Below are 18083 nucleotides of genomic sequence, written 5' to 3'. Positions count from 1 at the left end.
GTGATTGTTATCAGTGTATTAGATGCTGTTTCCTAATTCTTCGATTGGAACTCGTTTTTTATTTTTAAGCTTCTGGAACTGCGTTGCCGATAATCCGGTTACTTTTTTAAACTGATTGGATAAATGCGCTACACTGCTGTATTGCATCTTATATGATATTTCAGTTAAATTCAGTTCTTCATACATCAATAATTCTTTTACTCTTTCTATTTTGTGAATGATCAGGAATTGCTGGATAGACATCCCCTGCACTTCAGAAAACATATTTGATAAATAAGAATAATCAAAATTTAATTTTTCACTCAGATAATCCGAAAAATTAATAGAGGGTAATTCATCCGAATGGTGAATCATTTCTATGATGACATTCTTTACTTTCTCAATTAGTACTGCTTTTTTATCATCCATCAGTTCTAAACCGATAGCGTTCAACCGTCCTTTCAGCAACTCTTTTTGTTCGTCGGTAATGTTTTCCATGATTTCAACTTCACCTAAATCTACGACGATGAAATGAAGTTCAAGTTTTTTCAACTCTAATGCAACCGCCGTTTTGCAACGATTACTGACCATGTATTTTATAAATAATTTCATATGTTAATATTAATTGAATCAAAATTATTTAGTGCAAAGTTGATTACTTTTAAATAAAATGCGTTATATAAATCCGATACAAATTTACATAATTCATTGTAATAAAATTGGTTGTTTGATTGGCTAGCTCGAAAATTCTTTTGGAAAATCAATTGATGAAGTCAAGAAAAATTATGCAGAAAGTAGGAATAACATTCAATTTTTTTAAAGGTACAACTTATAAAACAACGCGAGCGTAAATAGTTCTTTCTTTAACTTTTTATAATACATTTCAACAACATTATTTATGTAATTTTACTAATGCCACAGACCGAGTAAAAGGTAAAAAAAATGATTCCAATTTCCGCAGTGATTATTTCTAAAAGCAAGGACACTTCAACAACTTTGGAAAAATTTGGTGAAGAGAATTTCATGATTATGAAAATAATTGGTGGCGCTTCTGATATAAATAATGGAATCGACTTAATTAAGTCAAAAAAACCAGATTTTATTTTCTTAGACAGCATCCTCGAGGAAGAAAATTTCTTTGAAATGCTGGGACAACTAGAATTTCATTCACCCAAACTGATACTTATTTCGGAACAAGAACGGGATGCTGTAAAAGCTTTTAAATATAATGCGACAGATTTTATCTTGAAGCCGATAGAGTTTAATAATATTATTTTGGGTGTTTATAAGGTTATCAAAACGATTGAAATGGAACGCAGTTATCAGGTCCAAAAAGTAAATTCAATCAATCTTCTAAATTCTTTTAACCAAAGCAATGAATATATTGCTGTGTCCTCACTGGATAAAATTGAATTGATTCGGATGTCCGACATTCTCTATTGTCAGGCTGATGGTAAATACACCAATTTTTATCTTGCGGATGGAAAAAAAATAATGTCAAGCCGGAATCTAGGGGAATACAGTACTATTCTGGACAGTGCTCATTTTTTCAGAATACATCATTCGTATATAATTAATTTGCGACATATTGCGAATATATCAAAGAAAGACGGGTACTTTTGTGAAGTTTCAAATGGAATCATATTACCGGTTGCAAAAAGACGTCAGGAAGACTTTCACAAATTTATTAAACTCAAGGATTAGTTAAAACCCATCTACTAAACTAAAAAACTAATATTATGACCGACGGATTAAAATCGAAATTTGAAAGAGTGATGATTATCGATGACAGTATACCTGATTTGTATATTTCCTCTCGAATGATTACTAAAAATAATTTCGCAAAACAGGTTCTTGAATATTCTTCACCAAAGGAAGCATTAATCTATTTAAAGGAAAATCAGGAAAGTACCGAGTTGTTACCTGAGATTATTATTGTTGATATCTATATGCCTTTGATGTCTGGATTTGAATTTCTGGAAGAATATAATAAACTCTCTACTGTCCTGCAAAAATACTCCAAAGTTTTTATCATTTCGTCCACTATTGACGATTCTGACATCATACGTGCCCGAAATTATCCTAATGTAGTGTCATTTCAGGTAAAACCCATTACAAGAGAATTTCTCAATCGCATACAAAACGATTAGCGCTGTTCTCTTATTACCTATAACTAATCCGGCTCACCTTTTTCTTAGAAATTTGATTTTAATTTCATAAAGCAAATAGTATCAACTTAATACTATTTTCACAAAGAAACATATTGTAAGAAACAACCTAATTACACTTACACCGCATTTACGTACCGATTATACCGGTTTTCCTCCACATATTACTTTGCGCTTTAGTTTTCAAAACTGTTCCGCGTACTTTGTAATTCAATTATCGTTTGATAAGCAATTTAATATTAAATAAGCTTCCCATAATCAATTGGATTTATTACAATTTTTGGATACAAAATTACATTATGAAAAATTACATGCCGCGATTGCACAATGCACTTCCACTCTTTTTGCTTTTTTTAATAACTTTTTCTGTTCAGGGGCAACCGACACCCCCCGGCTATAAATATGATGAAGTAACCATGGTGTCTGTTGTACAGAAACGCAACGTAAAAAAACTTTTAACTGTAAAAGGTCCGTACACCGTTGAGTCTGATAACAATCTGACAAATAATGATTTGGATAAAATCTATAAAACCTTTATATGTCTTGAGGATAATTTGAGACTATCCAACACTGAAAAAGTCAAGGAAAATGCTAATGACCTTGCGATGCTTTTAACTGGAGATATGGATCAAATCATTGATACTGCACTTTTCGACCAAATAAGAACAAACGCAAAATTAATCTGTGGCACAAGTGATTTAAATCAACAACGGTATTATTTCTCTTTTATATCCTACAATATGCATCAATTGCGTATTAAATAAAATCAAACTTTATCATCTTGCGATGCAGAAATACAAAGAACAGGGCACTTATCCACCATAAAAGTGACTGTCTGAATCAGATCTGTCAATTTTTATTACCGGTTCAGATTCAGGCAAAACCGGTCACGTTTTTATCAAAAATTACGAGGCTTTATCCGGCAGAAGATTGTGAAGGTACAAAGCTGCAGTATTATCGCAGCTTTCTGTTTTTTGACCAATTCCAATATAGTAAATAAATTAATTCTTCATTTATAAAAAAATAGCTATAAAATCGGTAACTTTAATCCATAATCAAATATGGAACATATGAAAAATACAATTTTATCAATAGTCGCTATCGCATTCTTATTTACCGGGTGTCAAAAAAAAGCGGAGACTACAGTGTCAACTGCTGAAACATCAAAAACTACCGCATTATATAGTTGCCCTATGCATCCCGAAGTTACCGGAAAAAAAGGCGATTCCTGTAGTAAATGTGGTATGGAACTTACAGAACCAGTTACCACAGTTACTGACAGTACATCTACAAAAGTCATAAAAACGGAATAAACCTACGAAGTCATATCAATCATAAGTTCCACTGAACCAAATTGTAGCATTAGCGAATATATTATGTTTGTACTATCTGCGAATCAACAAGGCGCAGAGTTTCCGCACGGCCATATGATATATACCACAAACAAGACATGCTTCCTTGTTAGTGAAATTTCAAACGGAAGTCTTTATCATTGGTTCTAAATTCCATTACTGAATCTGAAATTTTACCCAAAGTGTTGCAACAAACCTCTGATAATTTTCTTAATTTTATTACTTTTAGCAAACAAACAATAGCATTTTGATAAATATCCGAAATTTTTGAATGAGTATGGAAGAGGAAAGACTAACATATGAAGCATTACTCAAAAAAATTAACGACCAGGAGTTAGAAATAATCCGATTAGGTAGGAAACAGCAATTGGGATCTAATTTTGAATTCTATTTAAATGAATCCCAAGACATGGTCTCTGTAGTCAGTAAAGATGGTCATTTTAAGGAAATCAATCCTGCTTTTGTTAAAATATTAGGCTATACTGAAGAAGAGATTCTTAATACCCCATTCATAAATTATGTTCATCCCAGTGATATTGCAAATAGCCAGGCGGAAGTCGCCAAGATTTTCGACGGTGAGGGGTCTCATATTTTTGAGAACAGGTTTATTGCCAAAAACGGCGAAATCGCCGTAATCCAGTGGACAACCAGTGCAAACCCCTCCAAAGACCTCATCTATGCTATAGGAAGGGATATTACCCTGATCAGAGCATCACAGCAAAATTTATTAAGTAGCGAAAAGTTATTAAATGACGCTCAAAAAATAGCTAAAACGGGGAGTTGGGAATATGATTTAACCACCAAAAAAATGCTTTGGTCTGACGAATTATACTCCATTTACGAATTTGAAAAAAAACCGGGCGAAAACCTGTTCATCGAATATACCAAACGTTTTTCACTGGAAATTATAGCAATTTTTAATAATGGAATCCACCAATGTCTCGTCGACAAAATACCTTTTGAAACCGAACAATTGGCCCATTTTCCAAACAAGCGGGAAAAATGGTTTAATCTGAAGATAATACCTATTATAGATCCCAAAGGAAACGTTACGGCAATTAGAGGGACCACTCAGGATATTACATTAAAAAAGCAAAGCGAACAGCTCTTAAAGGCCAAAGAACATGCAGAGGCGGATGTAAAAGCCAAACTTATAGAGAAAAAAAGTAATGCCAAATTCAAAAGCTACATCGAAAATGCTCCGGACGGAGTATTTCTATTAGATCAAAACGGAAAATATTTAGAAGTCAATCGTGCGGAAAGTACAATTACCGGCTACTCTACAAAAGAGCTTTTGAAAATGTCTTTAGACGATTTTACAGCCCCGGATTCTCTGGTGGATCTCGCCAAATTTTTGCAGACAATCAACGTTAAAGACACTGCAACGGTCGAACTGCGGACTATTTGCAAAAATGGGACAATTAAATGGCGTTCCGTAAATGCCGTCAAAATCGAAAATAATAAAATTCTGGCTTTTGTAAAAGATATTACTGAAAGTAAAAAATCAAAAGAATTACTCACCAAGACTTTTGAGCGTATTACCGATGCTTTTGTGGCTCTGGATAACAACTGGTGTTACACTTACATGAACAAGAGAGCGGGGGAGATTTTTAACCGGCGCCCGGAAGAGATGATTGGTAAAAACATTTGGGTAGAATTTCCCGAGGGAATTGGTAAGCCTTTTTATAAAGCATATTATGAAGCAGTCGAAAAACAGCAGTATACTTATTTAGAAGAATATTATGCTCCATATGATGTCTGGTTTGAAAACCACATTTACCCATCTGCTGATGGATTGTCCATTTTCTTTAAAGATGTCACCGAAAAAAAACGGGCAGATTTTATCATAGAACAAAACGAAAAACGTTTCAGGGCACTGGTCGAGAACAATGATGGGATTATTACGCTAATCGATCAAAACATGAAAACGCTCTTTCGCAGTTCATCTTCTGCAAGAGTTAATGGGTATTCTCATGAGGAATATGAAAATCTGGCCCCGGAAGACTACTTCCATCCCGATTACTTAGAATATGTTCTTGAAATGATGAAAAAATCATTGGCAAATCCGGGAATCCCAATTCCAGTTTTATTTCAGGTCAAACATAAAAAGGGACATTATATCTGGTTGGAAGGCGTTATTACTAATATGCTCGATGACCCAAGTGTCAAAGGTGTTATTGCCAATTTAAAAGATATTACCGACAGAAAAAAAGACACGGAAACCCTCATTAGTGAAAGAGATAAGTTCGCCAAAATAGCAGCAACTTCTCCCGGATTGATTTATTCAATGCGCCAAAGTAAGAATGGTACACTATCATATCCTTATGCCAGTGATGCGATTCAAGAGATTTATGGTTTTACATATGACGAAATAAAAGATGACGCATCCAAAATTTTTAAACTTATTCATCCTGATGACCTCGACTATGTAATTAATAAAATAGTAGAAACCAATTCCAAATTAATACCGTTAAAAGAAGAATACAGATACTTACATCCTACAAAAGGTTTGGTATGGCATGATGTAAATTCACTTCCTGTAATTGAACCTCAAGGTACCGTAATTTGCCACGGAATTATTACTGACATAACATCAAGGGTTTTGGCTGAGCAAAAAATAAATAAAGCGAACAGACTCTATTTATTCATCAGTCAGATTGATCAGATGATTGTACGCACCTCTGAAAAACAGACACTATTCAGAGAGGCCTGTGACATCGCGGTAAACATTGGTAAATTCAAGATGGCCTGGATCGGTATTATAGATGAGGAAAGCAGAAATGTGATTCCGGCAATGATAGCCGGAGAAGAGAATGGTTACCTGTCCCGGGTTAAAACTATTTCCACTGAAGATATCCCCGAAGGACGAGGCCCGAGCGGCACGGCCATACGAGAAGAAAGATCCGTAATCTGTAATGATATTGAAAATGCTTCTTGGGAACTGCTTTGGAAAGAAGATGCATTAGAACGTGATTATTTGTCCTCCATGTCAATTCCAATTAAAAAATTTGGTAAAGTATTTGGTGTTTTTTCTTTTTATGCAAATGAGAAAAACTTTTTTGATTCCGAAGAGATTGCGTTATTAGAGGAAGCGACCAGCGATGTGGCTTTTGCATTAGAATATTTTGAAAGTGAAGCGCTGCGAAAAAAGGCTGAAGAAGGTATTTTTGAAAGCGAACAACGATATCATACCCTTACTGAAGTATCTCCGGTTGGGATTTTCCGTACCGATGAAACCGGCTATACCACATACGTGAATCCGAGCTGGTGTGAGATTTCAGGATTACCTTTTGATAAGGCTGTAGGAAATGGATGGCTCGATGCGGTCCACAAAGACGATTTAAAAATCGTGAGCGATGGTTGGCAAAAAGCAGTCTCGTCCCAGCGAAACTCCTTAACGGAATACCGTTTTGTCAGACCCGATGGGACCATCAGGTGGGTAATTGGGCAGGCCACACCGGAAAAAAATTCTGAAAATGAAATAGTCGGTTACATCGGCACTACCACAGACATTACAGAAAGAAAAGTAACTGAAGAAGAATTCCAGAAAATTCACAAAAAAATTGAAGCCATTATTGATGCCATTCCGGATTTGATGTTTGAAGTGGATAAAGCCGGCCACATTTATAACTATCATTCCCATCGCAATGATTTACTGGCGTTACCTTCCGAACTTTTCATTGGTAAAACTATTTCAGATGTCTTTCCAAAAGACGCAGCCACATTGACTTTGGCGGCTATAGATGAAGCTGCAACAAACGGTTTTTCAACCGGACAGCAATATAAATTACAATTCCCAAATGGCCTGCACTGGTTCGAATTATCCATCGCGCCAATGAAAGAAAGTGAAGACCATGAGACTCATTATATCTGCCTTTCCCGTGATATTACCAAGGTCAAACTGGTTGATGATGCTTTACGCAAAAGCGAAGAAAGATATCGTGATCTGTTGAAGAATCTCGATGCCGGAGTAATTGTTCACGCTCCAGACGCTTCCGTTATTATGACCAATCTCAAAGCACATGAGTTGTTAGGAGTTTCTGCTAATCAGAGTACCAAGGAAGTATTGATTGACCCCGCCTGGAATTGCATAAATGATGATAATTCGATACTTCCATTTGCAAATTTACCGGTAAATAGAATCTTAAGAGATAAAAAATCGATACAAAATCAGATAATAGGAGTCGTTCGCCGCAACAATGCAGGCACGTTATGGCTTCTTCTTAATGGTTTTCCGGTCTTGGATGAACATGGTAACATATCTGAAATTGTAGTCAGTTTCATTGATATCTCAGCCCGAAAACGAATGGAGAGTGAAATTATTAAGGCCAAAGAATTAGCCGAATCCGCCAATAAGGCCAAAACCGAATTCCTCGCGAACATGAGTCATGAAATCCGGACTCCATTAAACGGAATTATCGGATTTACGCATTTGCTGATGAAGTCAGATCTTGAAAAAAATCAGTCGGAATATATGTCGACAGTTAATGAATCTGCCACTACGCTAATGCATATAGTCAATGATGTGTTGGATTTTTCTAAAATTGAATCCGGAAAATTGGAATTGGTGATTGAAAAAATTGATATTATTAAACTTACCAAACAGGTAATCGATTTGTTTAAGTATCAGGCCGACCTGAAAAATATCAACCTCTCTATAAATATACATCCAACCGTTCCTCAGTATATTCTTGGGGATTCCATACGATTAAAGCAAATATTAGTCAATTTACTCAGTAATGCCTTAAAATTTACAACTGCAGGGAAAATCACGCTAAGTTTAAAAAATATTAACAGTGGAAAAAAAGAATGTACGCTCCGGTTTTCAGTAAAAGATACCGGTATTGGTATAAAAACATACAACAGTGAAAAAATATTCAACTCTTTTGTACAGGAAGATACGTCTACCAATCGTAAATTTGGTGGAACTGGTTTAGGTCTTACTATTTCAAATCAACTGTTAGCACTAATGGATAGCAAATTGGAATTGAATAGTACATACGGTAGCGGAAGTGATTTTTTCTTTACAATAACATTCAAAATAGGTAAATACAGCCAGGGCGATTCAACTGAATCTACGGGAAACGATGAGGACTTACCTATCATGGAACCTCTTTTCGATAAAAAGATTTTAATTGTTGAGGACAATAAGATTAATATGCTTTTGGCAAAAACTCTGGTCAGGAAAATTATTAAAGACTGCGTCATTTTTGAGGCAAAGGACGGAAATGAGGCATTGGATTTTTATTCAGCCGAAAAAATAGACCTTATTTTAATGGATATACAAATGCCTAACAAAAATGGCTACGAAACGACAGAGGAAATCAGGAGACTGCCTAATGCAGCATCTGTTCCGATAGTCGCCATCACAGCTGGTATAAAGATTGGTGACAAGGAAAAATGTTTAGAAGCAGGAATGAATGATTACCTATCCAAACCTATTATTCAGTCGGATCTTGAAAATATGCTATATAAATGGCTACAAAAAAAAGTGCCTGAAAACTCAGACACTCTTTAAATAATAAAAATATTTTTTTTTAGACTTTTGGCTCTGCTTTTTTGGCAGCACAACAACCACCTTTTTTTTCCGTTGCACATGCTTTCTTTTCAGCAGTTGTACATGCTTTCTCTGTTTTTGTTGTTTTCTTCTGTTTTGGATCTTCCTGAGCATTAACGTTCATAGAAAATAAAAAAGCTACTAATGCGAGTGTTGAAACTAATTTTTTCATAATTTGATATTAATTTGGGTGAATCTTATTTTTTCAGGTTTAAATATAACACTTAATATATTATATCTAAAAGTTTTAACTTTTTAAATTATTTTCATAGAGTGATATCCAGTCGGGAACCGTCATTTTCGTACACAACTCCCCCATCAGATCAAAAGGAATAGCATCCATTTTTTTGAAACGGATACAGCTTTTGCCCATATCCAACTTGAACTTACTGTGATTCGGAAATTCTCCAACAAACCATTCCAACAGTTCAGGATTAGCATATATGCCCATATGATAGACAGCAATAAAATTCTTTTGGGAAGCAATTGCCATAAATGGTAAAGGTAGTTTGGGATCACAATCGAATGTGGAACCCCATAGCCCAGCATCCCATAGCTCATTTTTTCCTCAAAACCTTTCGGCAGATTTTTTAAGACAGTGTTTCTCAATTTTTGGAATACTCCTTTTCGGTCTTCGGGTAAAGATTCAAGATATTCCTGTGGAGTTTTGCTTTCAGATTGCATTTTTCATTTTTTAGAATGCTAAAATTAAAAAAATAATGGCTCAGCTATAAATTATAAAACATCTTAACAATAAATTTCGGATATTTGTAATAGCTTTAATATCAACATTATGAAAAATACTTCTATTTTGTTTTGTTTAATGATGGTTACGTTCTCCGGTTTTTCCCAGCTAAAACCAATCCAGTATAAAGATGACCAACAAATCCTGAATGGTTTCCAAATACTTCCTAAAAAAGCCAACAAAGACAAACCCGGTATTTTAATCTTACCTGCCTGGAAAGGTATTGACAATCATTCCAAAACATCAGCAAAGCAATTATCTGATTTAGGATATTATACTTTTATCGCTGATATTTATGGGGAAGGCAATTATCCGAAAGATGCCAAAGAAGCAGGTCAGCAAGCCGGTCTTTATAAAAACAATCCCGTCCAATATCAAAAAAGGATCCGCCTCGCACTGGAACAATTAATTAAAGCCGGAGCCAACCCTGATAAAATAGTAATTATAGGATATTGCTTTGGTGGAACAGGTGCCTTAGAAGCGGCCAGGGGAAAACTGCCTGTAAAAGCAGTAGTATCTTTTCATGGTGGACTTGGTAAAGACATCAGCAGACCCACCGACAATATTGATGCAAGAGTTCTGGTGTGCCATGGAGCCGATGATCCTTACGTAACAAAGGAAGAAATAACCACGTTCCAACAAGAAATGCGAGATGCTAAAACCGATTGGCAGATGATATATTATTCCAATGCCGTTCACGCTTTTACAGATCCGGAAGCAGGTAATGATAATTCCAAAGGGGCTGCTTACAATGCCAAAGCCGCCAGTCGTTCCTGGAAACATTTCTTAATTTTTCTCAAGGAGGTTTTATAACAACCCCCTAAAATAAAACCCGATTTAAATATTTATTCCGTAAAAATAATTTCCCAAATTTTGTTTCTACTTATTCAAGGCTGTTTTTAATTTTAAAACCAATATACCGATAATATGAAAAAAGCGAACAAACATCCAGGTGATTTTGAAAACCAGAAACAACAGGATTTAGAGGTCAATAAATCCGATGGGACGGGCCAATTTATGACTACTGACCAAGGTCTGAAAATAAATGATGACACCAATTCACTAAAGGCAGGAGAACGTGGTCCATCACTATTGGAAGATTTTATTTTAAGGGAAAAAATTACTCATTTTGATCATGAACGCATTCCGGAAAGAATCGTTCATGCCAGAGGATCTGCCGCTCATGGTTTTTTTGAGCTCTTTCAATCGATGGAAAAATATACCAAAGCCGGATTTCTGCAGGACCCGGGCATTAAAACACCGGTATTTACACGCTTTTCTACCGTGGCAGGATCAAGAGGCTCCACGGATTTGGCCCGGGATGTTCGCGGTTTTGCGGTTAAATTCTATACTCAGGAGGGAAATTATGATTTGGTCGGAAATAATATTCCGATATTCTTCATACAGGATTCCATGAAATTTCCGGATCTGGTTCATGCGGTAAAACCGGAACCTCATAATGAAATGCCACAGGCCGGTTCAGCCCATGATACATTCTGGGACTTTATTTCCTTAATGCCGGAATCTATGCACATGATTATGTGGGCGATGTCAGACAGGGCGATTCCACGAAGCTTGAGAATGATGGAAGGTTTTGGAATACATACTTTCCGGTTTGTGAATAAAGAAAATCAGTCACATTTTGTCAAATTCCATTGGAAACCAAAATTAGGCACTCATGCCGTTGTTTGGGATGAAGCTCAAAAAATATCAGGGAAAAATTCGGACTTCCATCGTCAGGATTTATGGGAAGCAATTGAAAGCGGACAATTTCCGGAATGGGAATTGGGCGTACAGTTAATCCCCGAGGCAGACGAACATAAATTTGACTTTGATTTACTGGATCCCACCAAAATCGTTCCGGAAGAATTGGTTCCGGTTACTATTATAGGCCGTATGGTCCTCGACAGGAATCCTGATAATTTCTTTGCGGAAACTGAACAGGTTGCCTTTCATCCCGGACATATCGTTCCCGGAATCGATTTTACCAATGATCCTCTGTTACAAGGCCGTTTATTTTCCTATACTGATACCCAATTATCACGCTTGGGCAGTCCGAATTTTCATGAAATCCCGATTAACCGGACCATTGCACCCATGCACAACAACCAACGCGACGGCCATATGAGACAGGAAATCAATGTAGGACGGGTAAGCTATCATCCCAATTCGTTAGGTGGTGGATGTCCATTTCAGGCAAAAATAGAAGAAGGTGGTTTTAGCAGTTTCAACGAAAGAATAGATGCGCAGAAAGTACGCGATCGAAGCGAAAGCTTTTCCGATCATTTTAGCCAGGCGACCTTGTTTTTTAATAGCCAGACGCAGGTTGAGAAAAACCACATCATAAAAGCGCTTCGATTTGAATTGGGAAAAGTAGAAACGGTGGCCATCCGTTTGCGGGTGCTGGGCTTATTATCGCAAGTAGACAAAACCCTGGCTAATAAAGTAGCGGAAGGTTTGGGACTAAAAGTACCTGCCACTTTGGAAAAACCAATTAACCAGGGCGTTGGTGCCAATGCTGATAAAAAGAAACACGAACCTAAAAAAGTTACCCAGAAAGTAACCTCTTCTGATGCTTTAAGCATGCTTAAAAATAAGACGCTTTCCAAAACTATCGTCACCAGACAGGTTGCTTTCCTATGTGGGAATGGTGTGAATGGTGATTCAGTTACAACTTTGAAAAACGCCCTTAAAAAAGAAGGAGCGTGCATTAAAATAATAGCACCACATTTAGGAAGTATAAAAACCGCAGATGGAAGTGAAATTACCGTGGATCAAAGTTTCCTGATTGCGTCTTCTGTTTTATTTGATGCAGTGTATGTCCCTGAAGGGAAAGCTAATTTTATGGAATCCACTCCTGAGGCGATTGAATTTGTAAATGAAGCCTACAAACATTGTAAAGTAATTGGTGCCGATATTCCCGAAATGTTGGAAAGAACAAACATGAAACGGAAAATGGACAGTGACGGCGGAGTGGTGATTAATGACGATAAATCGAAAAACTTTGCGCAATCATTCATAAATGCTATGGGCCATCATCGGTTCTGGAGTCGTGAAGCGGACGTCTAAAATAATATATTTAAAAAAGCCTGGTATTATCCAGGCTTTTTTTGATCCTATTCAGAAGCAAGAGGATCCTTTAGCTTTCTTTTACTGGAGAAATTGGCAGGATATTGTTTTTTATGTTTGTCGAGAAGTAAATAGGGCTGTTCACCATAATATTCGTCAATTGGAACATGATAATCGTTCCGCAAACAATATCCTCTGTAACCTGCAGGTATATATCCCGCGGTAATCCAATTCCCATTTTGCTTATAAATATACAGTTGTCTTTTGGTGTCAAAATAAGCATTCAGGTTCGGAAAATAATAATATCTGATATTTACGACGGCTTCCACATTAGATTCTGAAGTAGTCTCCACTACCTTTTTCTTGCCCACAAAAACAGTATCCAAGGAAATTTGGGCCGTTATATTTTGACAGATAAAAAAGATACTGATTAAGGAAATGTAGTTTTTTGTTTTCATATTGTTCTGTTTTACAGATACATACATACATTATAGCCTACATAAAGATACGGATAAATTCACTTTTCATAAAATCAAAACTTGACTTTTTTTTGTATTTGAATTAAAGAAACGGACTGTCATTATTTTTTAGTCATTCTGGGGCTGAAATAAATATTTGTTAGATTTATTTTCGATATTTGCTAACCACTTTTTAAAACTATGAGCAAAGTCTTTTATTTATTTTTACATGGCCCACAAAAGAATGTACCAGGAAAAACGATGGGTTTCCAATATAAAAAGTACCTTATTAATAATTATTAACTGTATATTTATTCTTCTGTTATTATCTTTATTCTCTATTTACACCTTATTCCATTTAAAATAACCTGATTTAACTACCTATGAAAAATTCAATATGTCTTCTGGCCGTCTTAGTGGCTATTTCATGTAAAACTCCCCAAAAAACAGTAACAGCGATTCCGGTTTCGGTTTCGGATAACTCCAATCCCGTTAAATACATGAACTCCATTACCGCAGATGAGTTGAAAACCCATCTTTACATTGTGGCTTCAGACGAAATGCAGGGACGCGAAACCGGTTCTGTCGGACAGAAAAAAGCCGGGCAATACCTGATCAGTCAATATAAAAAAGATCAGATCTCATTTCCGAAAGGAGCAGCAGATTATTACCAACGAATTCCGGCGGCCTACCTGAATAAAAAACGCAACGAAAATTTACCGGATTCAGAAAATATCTGGGCGTTTATTGAAGGATCTGAAAAACCGGAAGAAATCTTGGTTATTTCTGCCCATTATGACCACGTTGGAATGGAAGGTGAAGAAATATTCAACGGTGCTGATGACGATGGTTCCGGAACGGTAGCCTTATTAGAAATTGCTCAGGCTTTCATGCAGGCAAAAAAAGAAGGCCATGGGCCAAAACGTTCGATTTTGTTTCTGCATGTAACCGGTGAAGAACACGGATTGCACGGTTCGCGCTTTTATTCTGAAAATCCATTATTCCCGTTAAAAAACACAATTGCAGATATCAATATTGATATGATTGGCCGCCGCGATTTTGATCATCCGGATACGAATAACTACATTTATCTAATCGGATCCGACCGTTTATCAACTGATCTTCACAATGCCTGCGAAGTTGCCAATAAAAAATACACCAATCTGGAACTGGATTATAAATACAACGATTTAAATGACCCGAACCGTTTTTATTTCCGTTCCGATCATTACAATTTTGCAAAGAACGGTATTCCGTCCGTTTTCTTTTTTAACGGCGTACATGCCGATTATCACAAGGCAACCGATTCTCCGGATAAAATTGAATATGAAGCTCTTGCAAAAAGGGCGCAACTGGCTTTTGTAACCGCATGGGAATTGGCCAATAGGGAAAACCGCCCCCTTGTAGATAAAGACGGTAAATAGCTTCTGATTCCATAAAAACTCCGAAACATTTCGGAGTTTTTTTATTTGTAACATTTTTCATTTTTTGGTATCCAAAACCAATAACCTATAAAAATCCTTTCATGGAGTTTGAAGAAATTTATAAAACCTATTGGCAAAAGATATATCGGGTCTGTCGCGGTTATGTAAGTGACGACGATTGGGCAAAAGACATCACACAGGATACTTTTATTATCGTATGGAATCAACTGCACACCTTTAGAAACGAGTCGGCCATCAGCACTTGGATTTACCGGATTGCGGTTAATAATTGCCTGAAGCAGATTGAAAAACAAAAACGATTGCCAGCGGGTAATTTCCCAGAACACATCACTGAAACTGTCCAAATTCCGATTGACAATAAAATTGCATTTTTATACCAATGCATCAATGAACTGAAAGAAGCCGACCGGATTATCATTTCATTGGAGCTGGAAGATATCAAACAAGCAGAAATAGCATCTATTGTGGGTATTTCAGAAATCAATGTGAGAGTTAAAATTCACAGGATAAAAGAAAAGTTAACCGAAAAATTTAAAAGTTATGAGCGAGACTAATTTCAGAGATTTATGGCAAAGCCAAAAGATAAATGCCGATTCAAATGCAGAGGCAATTGTGACCAAAGCAAAACAATTGCAAAAGAAAACACGACTCCAAATAATATTGGGAAATCTGTTATTATTTGTTACCATGTTATTTATTATTGGCATCGCCATATATTTTAAACCACAGATGATTACTTCAAAAATCGGGATCATACTTGTTTTAGCAGCTATCATCATGCAGATTACAGCTTCCAGCAAGCTTATAGTATGGAATAAAAGCAATGCTCAGAAAAGCAATCTGGACTATTTGCAACAATTAGTGCTGTTTAAGAAGAAACAGGCTTTTTTACAATCGACAATCATGAATATATATTTTGTTTTATTAGGGTTGGGGATTGTCTTGTATATGATTGAATATACGATACGAATGAGCACTTTCGCAGCGATAATGACCTATGGAGTAACACTCGCATGGATTGCGCTAAACTGGTTTTATTTACGGCCAAAAATTATAAACAAGCAACAGCAAAAATTAAATGAAGTCATTTCGAATTTGGAAAGCATCAATGAGCAATTTTTGAAAGAGAATTAAGCCAAATTAAACTTGTTGCTTTGTGATATCCAAAAATTAATAACCTAAAAATTAGATAATTAAAAAAATAATACTTCTCATCTTATAGTATTTTCGCAAACGTCATATACAAAAAAAGCTTCGAATTTCTTCGAAGCTTTTGCGTTTCTGGGTGGCTGACCGGGTTCGAACCGGCGACCCTCGGCACCACAAACCAATACTCTAACCAGCTGAGCTACAACCACCATTTTTTAACGAGTGCAAATATATGACAAATATATTATTTTGCAAATAAAATAATCTAAAAATTATACTAAATCCCCTAAACTATTGACTGCCACATATCTTTCTACAGTAAATCCTTCAGCATAATCAGTGCCGATTAAACGGCCCAAATCCTGTGCCCGATAATGGATGCTGTCCAGAAAATTCTTTGTTGCGATTGGCGTTGCCGGTTCATCGGTATTCGGATTGTAAAATTGGGAACTGTAGGCCATGATGGCATCTGCCTTCTTATCGGTGTATCCGGTAATATCAACCACAAAATCCGGTTCAATGTTTTTCCACTGAATGTAATGATAAACTAATTTTGGGCGCCAGGCGGATTGATTTTCACCATTCAAAACAGTTTCAATCTTTAGCAATCCCGATAAAAAACAGGCATCAGAAACCAATCTGCTTCCTTTACCATGATCGATATGACGGTCATCTATCGCATTACACAATACAATTCCGGGCTGGTATTTGCGAATCATCTTAATAACTTTCATCTGATGCTCTTCGTCATTAATAAAAAAACCATCCCGCATGTGAAGGTTTTCGCGCACACTAACTCCAAGAATTTGTGCCGCTGCACTTGCCTCTTTGTCCCTAATTTCGGCGGTTCCACGAGTTCCAAGTTCTCCCCGCGTTAAGTCCACGATACCGACTTTTTTTCCTAAAGCAATTTCTTTGGCAATTGTTCCGCCGCAACCCAGTTCAACATCATCGGGATGTGCGCCAAAGGCCAGTATATCTAATTTCATACGAAGATTATTTTTGTTTTTTTAAAGGAATATATTATCACCATGAGGAAATACTTTCGACCGCATTTAAATTTGCAAATCATGGCGATTTCATACAATTATTTTTTTCATAGTCAATGATTTATTGACCGTTTCAATCCATTCTTTTTCGGGAATACTGTCTTTTGTTATTCCACAGCCCACATACAAATGCGCCTGTTTGTCTTTTATCTGAAGACATCTAAGATTAACAAACAAATCCGATTTCGCCTTTTCAAAATTAGAAGATTTAAAATTCAATTCCCCCAAAAAGCCAGTATAATACTGCCTGTCGTATTCTTCATTTTTTAAGATAAAGTCTTTGGCAATGCTTTTCGGCAATCCGCACACCGCTGGTGTTGGATGTAAAATAGAAACTACCTGCTCCAAAGTGGAATCCTCGTTTATAATTCCTTCAATGTCTGTTTTAATATGCAAAATATTGCCGGCTTTTAGCGTATATGGACTGGAAACAGCGACCTCAGAAGTGACATTTTTAAGATTATCCAAAATAAAATCCGTTACCAACTGCTGTTCTTCCTTTTCCTTGTTTTCCCAGGATACCTTTGAAGAGCCATTAAAAGATTGCGTTCCGGCTAATGCCATCGTGTAAAACTTATTCTTTTTTGACTTAAGCAAACGTTCCGGCGTAGCGCCCATCCATAAGCCAATTTTAGGATGATACCAGCAATATGTGAAAGCGGACGGATAGGTTCGGACTAATTTTTCGAAAACACCTACAACATCAAAATCCGGGACATCAATAATTTCTTCACGGGATAAAACCACTTTATTAAAAAATCCGTTATTAATGGCATCAATTCCTTTTTGAACCAAGGTCTCAAAATGCGCTTTATCCTGTTCATTTTCAGCGGAAACAAAATTCGAATGATGGTTTTCTTCAAAAGACAGAAAGTGGGATTCCCATTTTACCGATTGTCTTTTCGGAATTAAAATTATCTGACTGCCGTCAAAAGGAGCAAAAATAAAACCGGTTTCATTAAAATCTTCGGCAAAATACAAGTGATCATTTTTCTGAAAATAACCAACCAGTTTATTTTTATTCGGCTTACTGTAAATTACAAACGGTAGATGCTGTGCTTCCTGTTGTTTAACTTTTATAAAAAAATCAATCATACTACTTTATATTAAAG

Annotated in this window: 15 protein-coding genes, 1 tRNA gene and 1 pseudogene; 10 read left to right on the top strand and 7 right to left on the bottom strand. The window is 36.3% G+C overall.

The genetic code is table 11. From position 1 onward, the window contains the following. Window positions 1–18: 18 nt before the first annotated feature. Window positions 19–591, bottom strand: a complete 573-nt coding sequence (locus FNW07_RS09870) for an AraC family transcriptional regulator (protein ID WP_185964639.1) — start codon at window positions 589–591, stop codon at window positions 19–21. 330 nt (window positions 592–921) lie between these two features. Here FNW07_RS09870 and FNW07_RS09865 point away from each other — a divergent pair, with 330 nt between their 5' ends. The 5 genes from FNW07_RS09865 to FNW07_RS09845 all read left to right on the top strand — a co-directional run bounded on the left by FNW07_RS09865 (window position 922) and on the right by FNW07_RS09845 (window position 9017). Beyond that, the gene (locus FNW07_RS09865; protein ID WP_126742555.1) at window positions 922–1683 is read left to right on the top strand and encodes a LytTR family DNA-binding domain-containing protein; all 762 of its coding nucleotides are present in this window, start codon (window positions 922–924) and stop codon (window positions 1681–1683) included. A 35-nt stretch (window positions 1684–1718) separates the two neighbouring features. Next, window positions 1719–2129 (top strand): response regulator, encoded by a 411-nt coding sequence (locus FNW07_RS09860; protein ID WP_126742557.1) that lies wholly within the window; start codon window positions 1719–1721, stop codon window positions 2127–2129. Window positions 2130–2446: 317 nt separating this feature from the next. Further along, the gene (locus FNW07_RS09855) at window positions 2447–2911 is read left to right on the top strand and encodes a DUF3347 domain-containing protein (protein ID WP_126742559.1); all 465 of its coding nucleotides are present in this window, start codon (window positions 2447–2449) and stop codon (window positions 2909–2911) included. 306 nt (window positions 2912–3217) lie between these two features. After that, window positions 3218–3460 carry a heavy metal-binding domain-containing protein gene (locus FNW07_RS13885; RefSeq protein ID WP_199745212.1) on the top strand — a complete coding sequence of 81 codons (243 nt, stop codon included), beginning with the start codon at window positions 3218–3220 and terminating at the stop codon, window positions 3458–3460. A gap of 310 nt (window positions 3461–3770) precedes the next feature. Further along, a complete protein-coding gene (locus FNW07_RS09845) occupies window positions 3771–9017 on the top strand; it encodes a PAS domain S-box protein (protein WP_126742561.1) in 5247 nt (1748 codons plus the stop codon). A 19-nt stretch (window positions 9018–9036) separates the two neighbouring features. On the opposite strand, the gene FNW07_RS09840 is transcribed toward FNW07_RS09845, so the two are convergent. Together FNW07_RS09840 and FNW07_RS09835 are read right to left on the bottom strand one after the other, a co-directional pair. Then, a complete protein-coding gene (locus FNW07_RS09840; RefSeq protein WP_126742563.1) occupies window positions 9037–9228 on the bottom strand; it encodes a hypothetical protein in 192 nt (63 codons plus the stop codon). A gap of 75 nt (window positions 9229–9303) precedes the next feature. Next, window positions 9304–9740, bottom strand: a pseudogene (locus tag FNW07_RS09835) (DUF1801 domain-containing protein). A gap of 109 nt (window positions 9741–9849) precedes the next feature. Between FNW07_RS09835 and FNW07_RS09830 the strand changes: the two are divergent. Further along, window positions 9850–10614, top strand: a complete 765-nt coding sequence (locus FNW07_RS09830; RefSeq protein WP_126742565.1) for a dienelactone hydrolase family protein — start codon at window positions 9850–9852, stop codon at window positions 10612–10614. A gap of 114 nt (window positions 10615–10728) precedes the next feature. Beyond that, window positions 10729–12870 (top strand): catalase, encoded by a 2142-nt coding sequence (locus tag FNW07_RS09825; protein WP_126742567.1) that lies wholly within the window; start codon window positions 10729–10731, stop codon window positions 12868–12870. A gap of 47 nt (window positions 12871–12917) precedes the next feature. Here FNW07_RS09825 and FNW07_RS09820 read toward each other — a convergent pair whose 3' ends face one another. Continuing rightward, on the bottom strand, window positions 12918–13328 hold the full coding sequence (locus FNW07_RS09820) for a hypothetical protein (protein WP_126742569.1): 411 nt from the start codon (window positions 13326–13328) through the stop codon (window positions 12918–12920). 383 nt (window positions 13329–13711) lie between these two features. On the opposite strand from FNW07_RS09820, the gene FNW07_RS09815 reads away from it, so the two are divergent. The 3 genes from FNW07_RS09815 (at window position 13712) to FNW07_RS09805 (ending at window position 15907) form a co-directional block, all read left to right on the top strand. Beyond that, the gene (locus tag FNW07_RS09815) at window positions 13712–14752 is read left to right on the top strand and encodes a M28 family metallopeptidase (RefSeq protein WP_126742571.1); all 1041 of its coding nucleotides are present in this window, start codon (window positions 13712–13714) and stop codon (window positions 14750–14752) included. A gap of 101 nt (window positions 14753–14853) precedes the next feature. Further along, the gene (locus FNW07_RS09810; RefSeq protein WP_126742573.1) at window positions 14854–15327 is read left to right on the top strand and encodes an RNA polymerase sigma factor; all 474 of its coding nucleotides are present in this window, start codon (window positions 14854–14856) and stop codon (window positions 15325–15327) included. After that, window positions 15314–15907, top strand: coding sequence for a hypothetical protein (locus FNW07_RS09805; RefSeq protein ID WP_126742575.1), 594 nt, complete (start codon window positions 15314–15316; stop codon window positions 15905–15907). The genes FNW07_RS09810 and FNW07_RS09805 overlap by 14 nt, the downstream gene beginning before the upstream one ends. A gap of 150 nt (window positions 15908–16057) precedes the next feature. On the opposite strand, the gene FNW07_RS09800 is transcribed toward FNW07_RS09805, so the two are convergent. The 3 genes from FNW07_RS09800 to FNW07_RS09790 form a co-directional block, all read right to left on the bottom strand. After that, window positions 16058–16131: transfer RNA gene (locus FNW07_RS09800), tRNA-His, on the bottom strand. Window positions 16132–16194: 63 nt separating this feature from the next. Further along, window positions 16195–16911 carry a bacillithiol biosynthesis deacetylase BshB1 gene (gene bshB1 / locus FNW07_RS09795; RefSeq protein WP_126742577.1) on the bottom strand — a complete coding sequence of 239 codons (717 nt, stop codon included), beginning with the start codon at window positions 16909–16911 and terminating at the stop codon, window positions 16195–16197. Between the two features lie 90 nt (window positions 16912–17001). Further along, entirely contained in the window at window positions 17002–18066 is a 1065-nt protein-coding gene (locus FNW07_RS09790) for an isochorismate synthase (protein ID WP_126742579.1), read from the bottom strand. Between the last annotated feature and the right edge of the window lie 17 nt (window positions 18067–18083).

The organism is Flavobacterium sp. GT3R68 (assembly GCF_007109225.1).
Taxonomy (GTDB): Bacteria; Bacteroidota; Bacteroidia; order Flavobacteriales; family Flavobacteriaceae; genus Flavobacterium.
The sequence above is the reverse complement of the archived record's forward strand: the minus strand, read 5'-3'. Positions and strand labels throughout refer to the sequence as shown.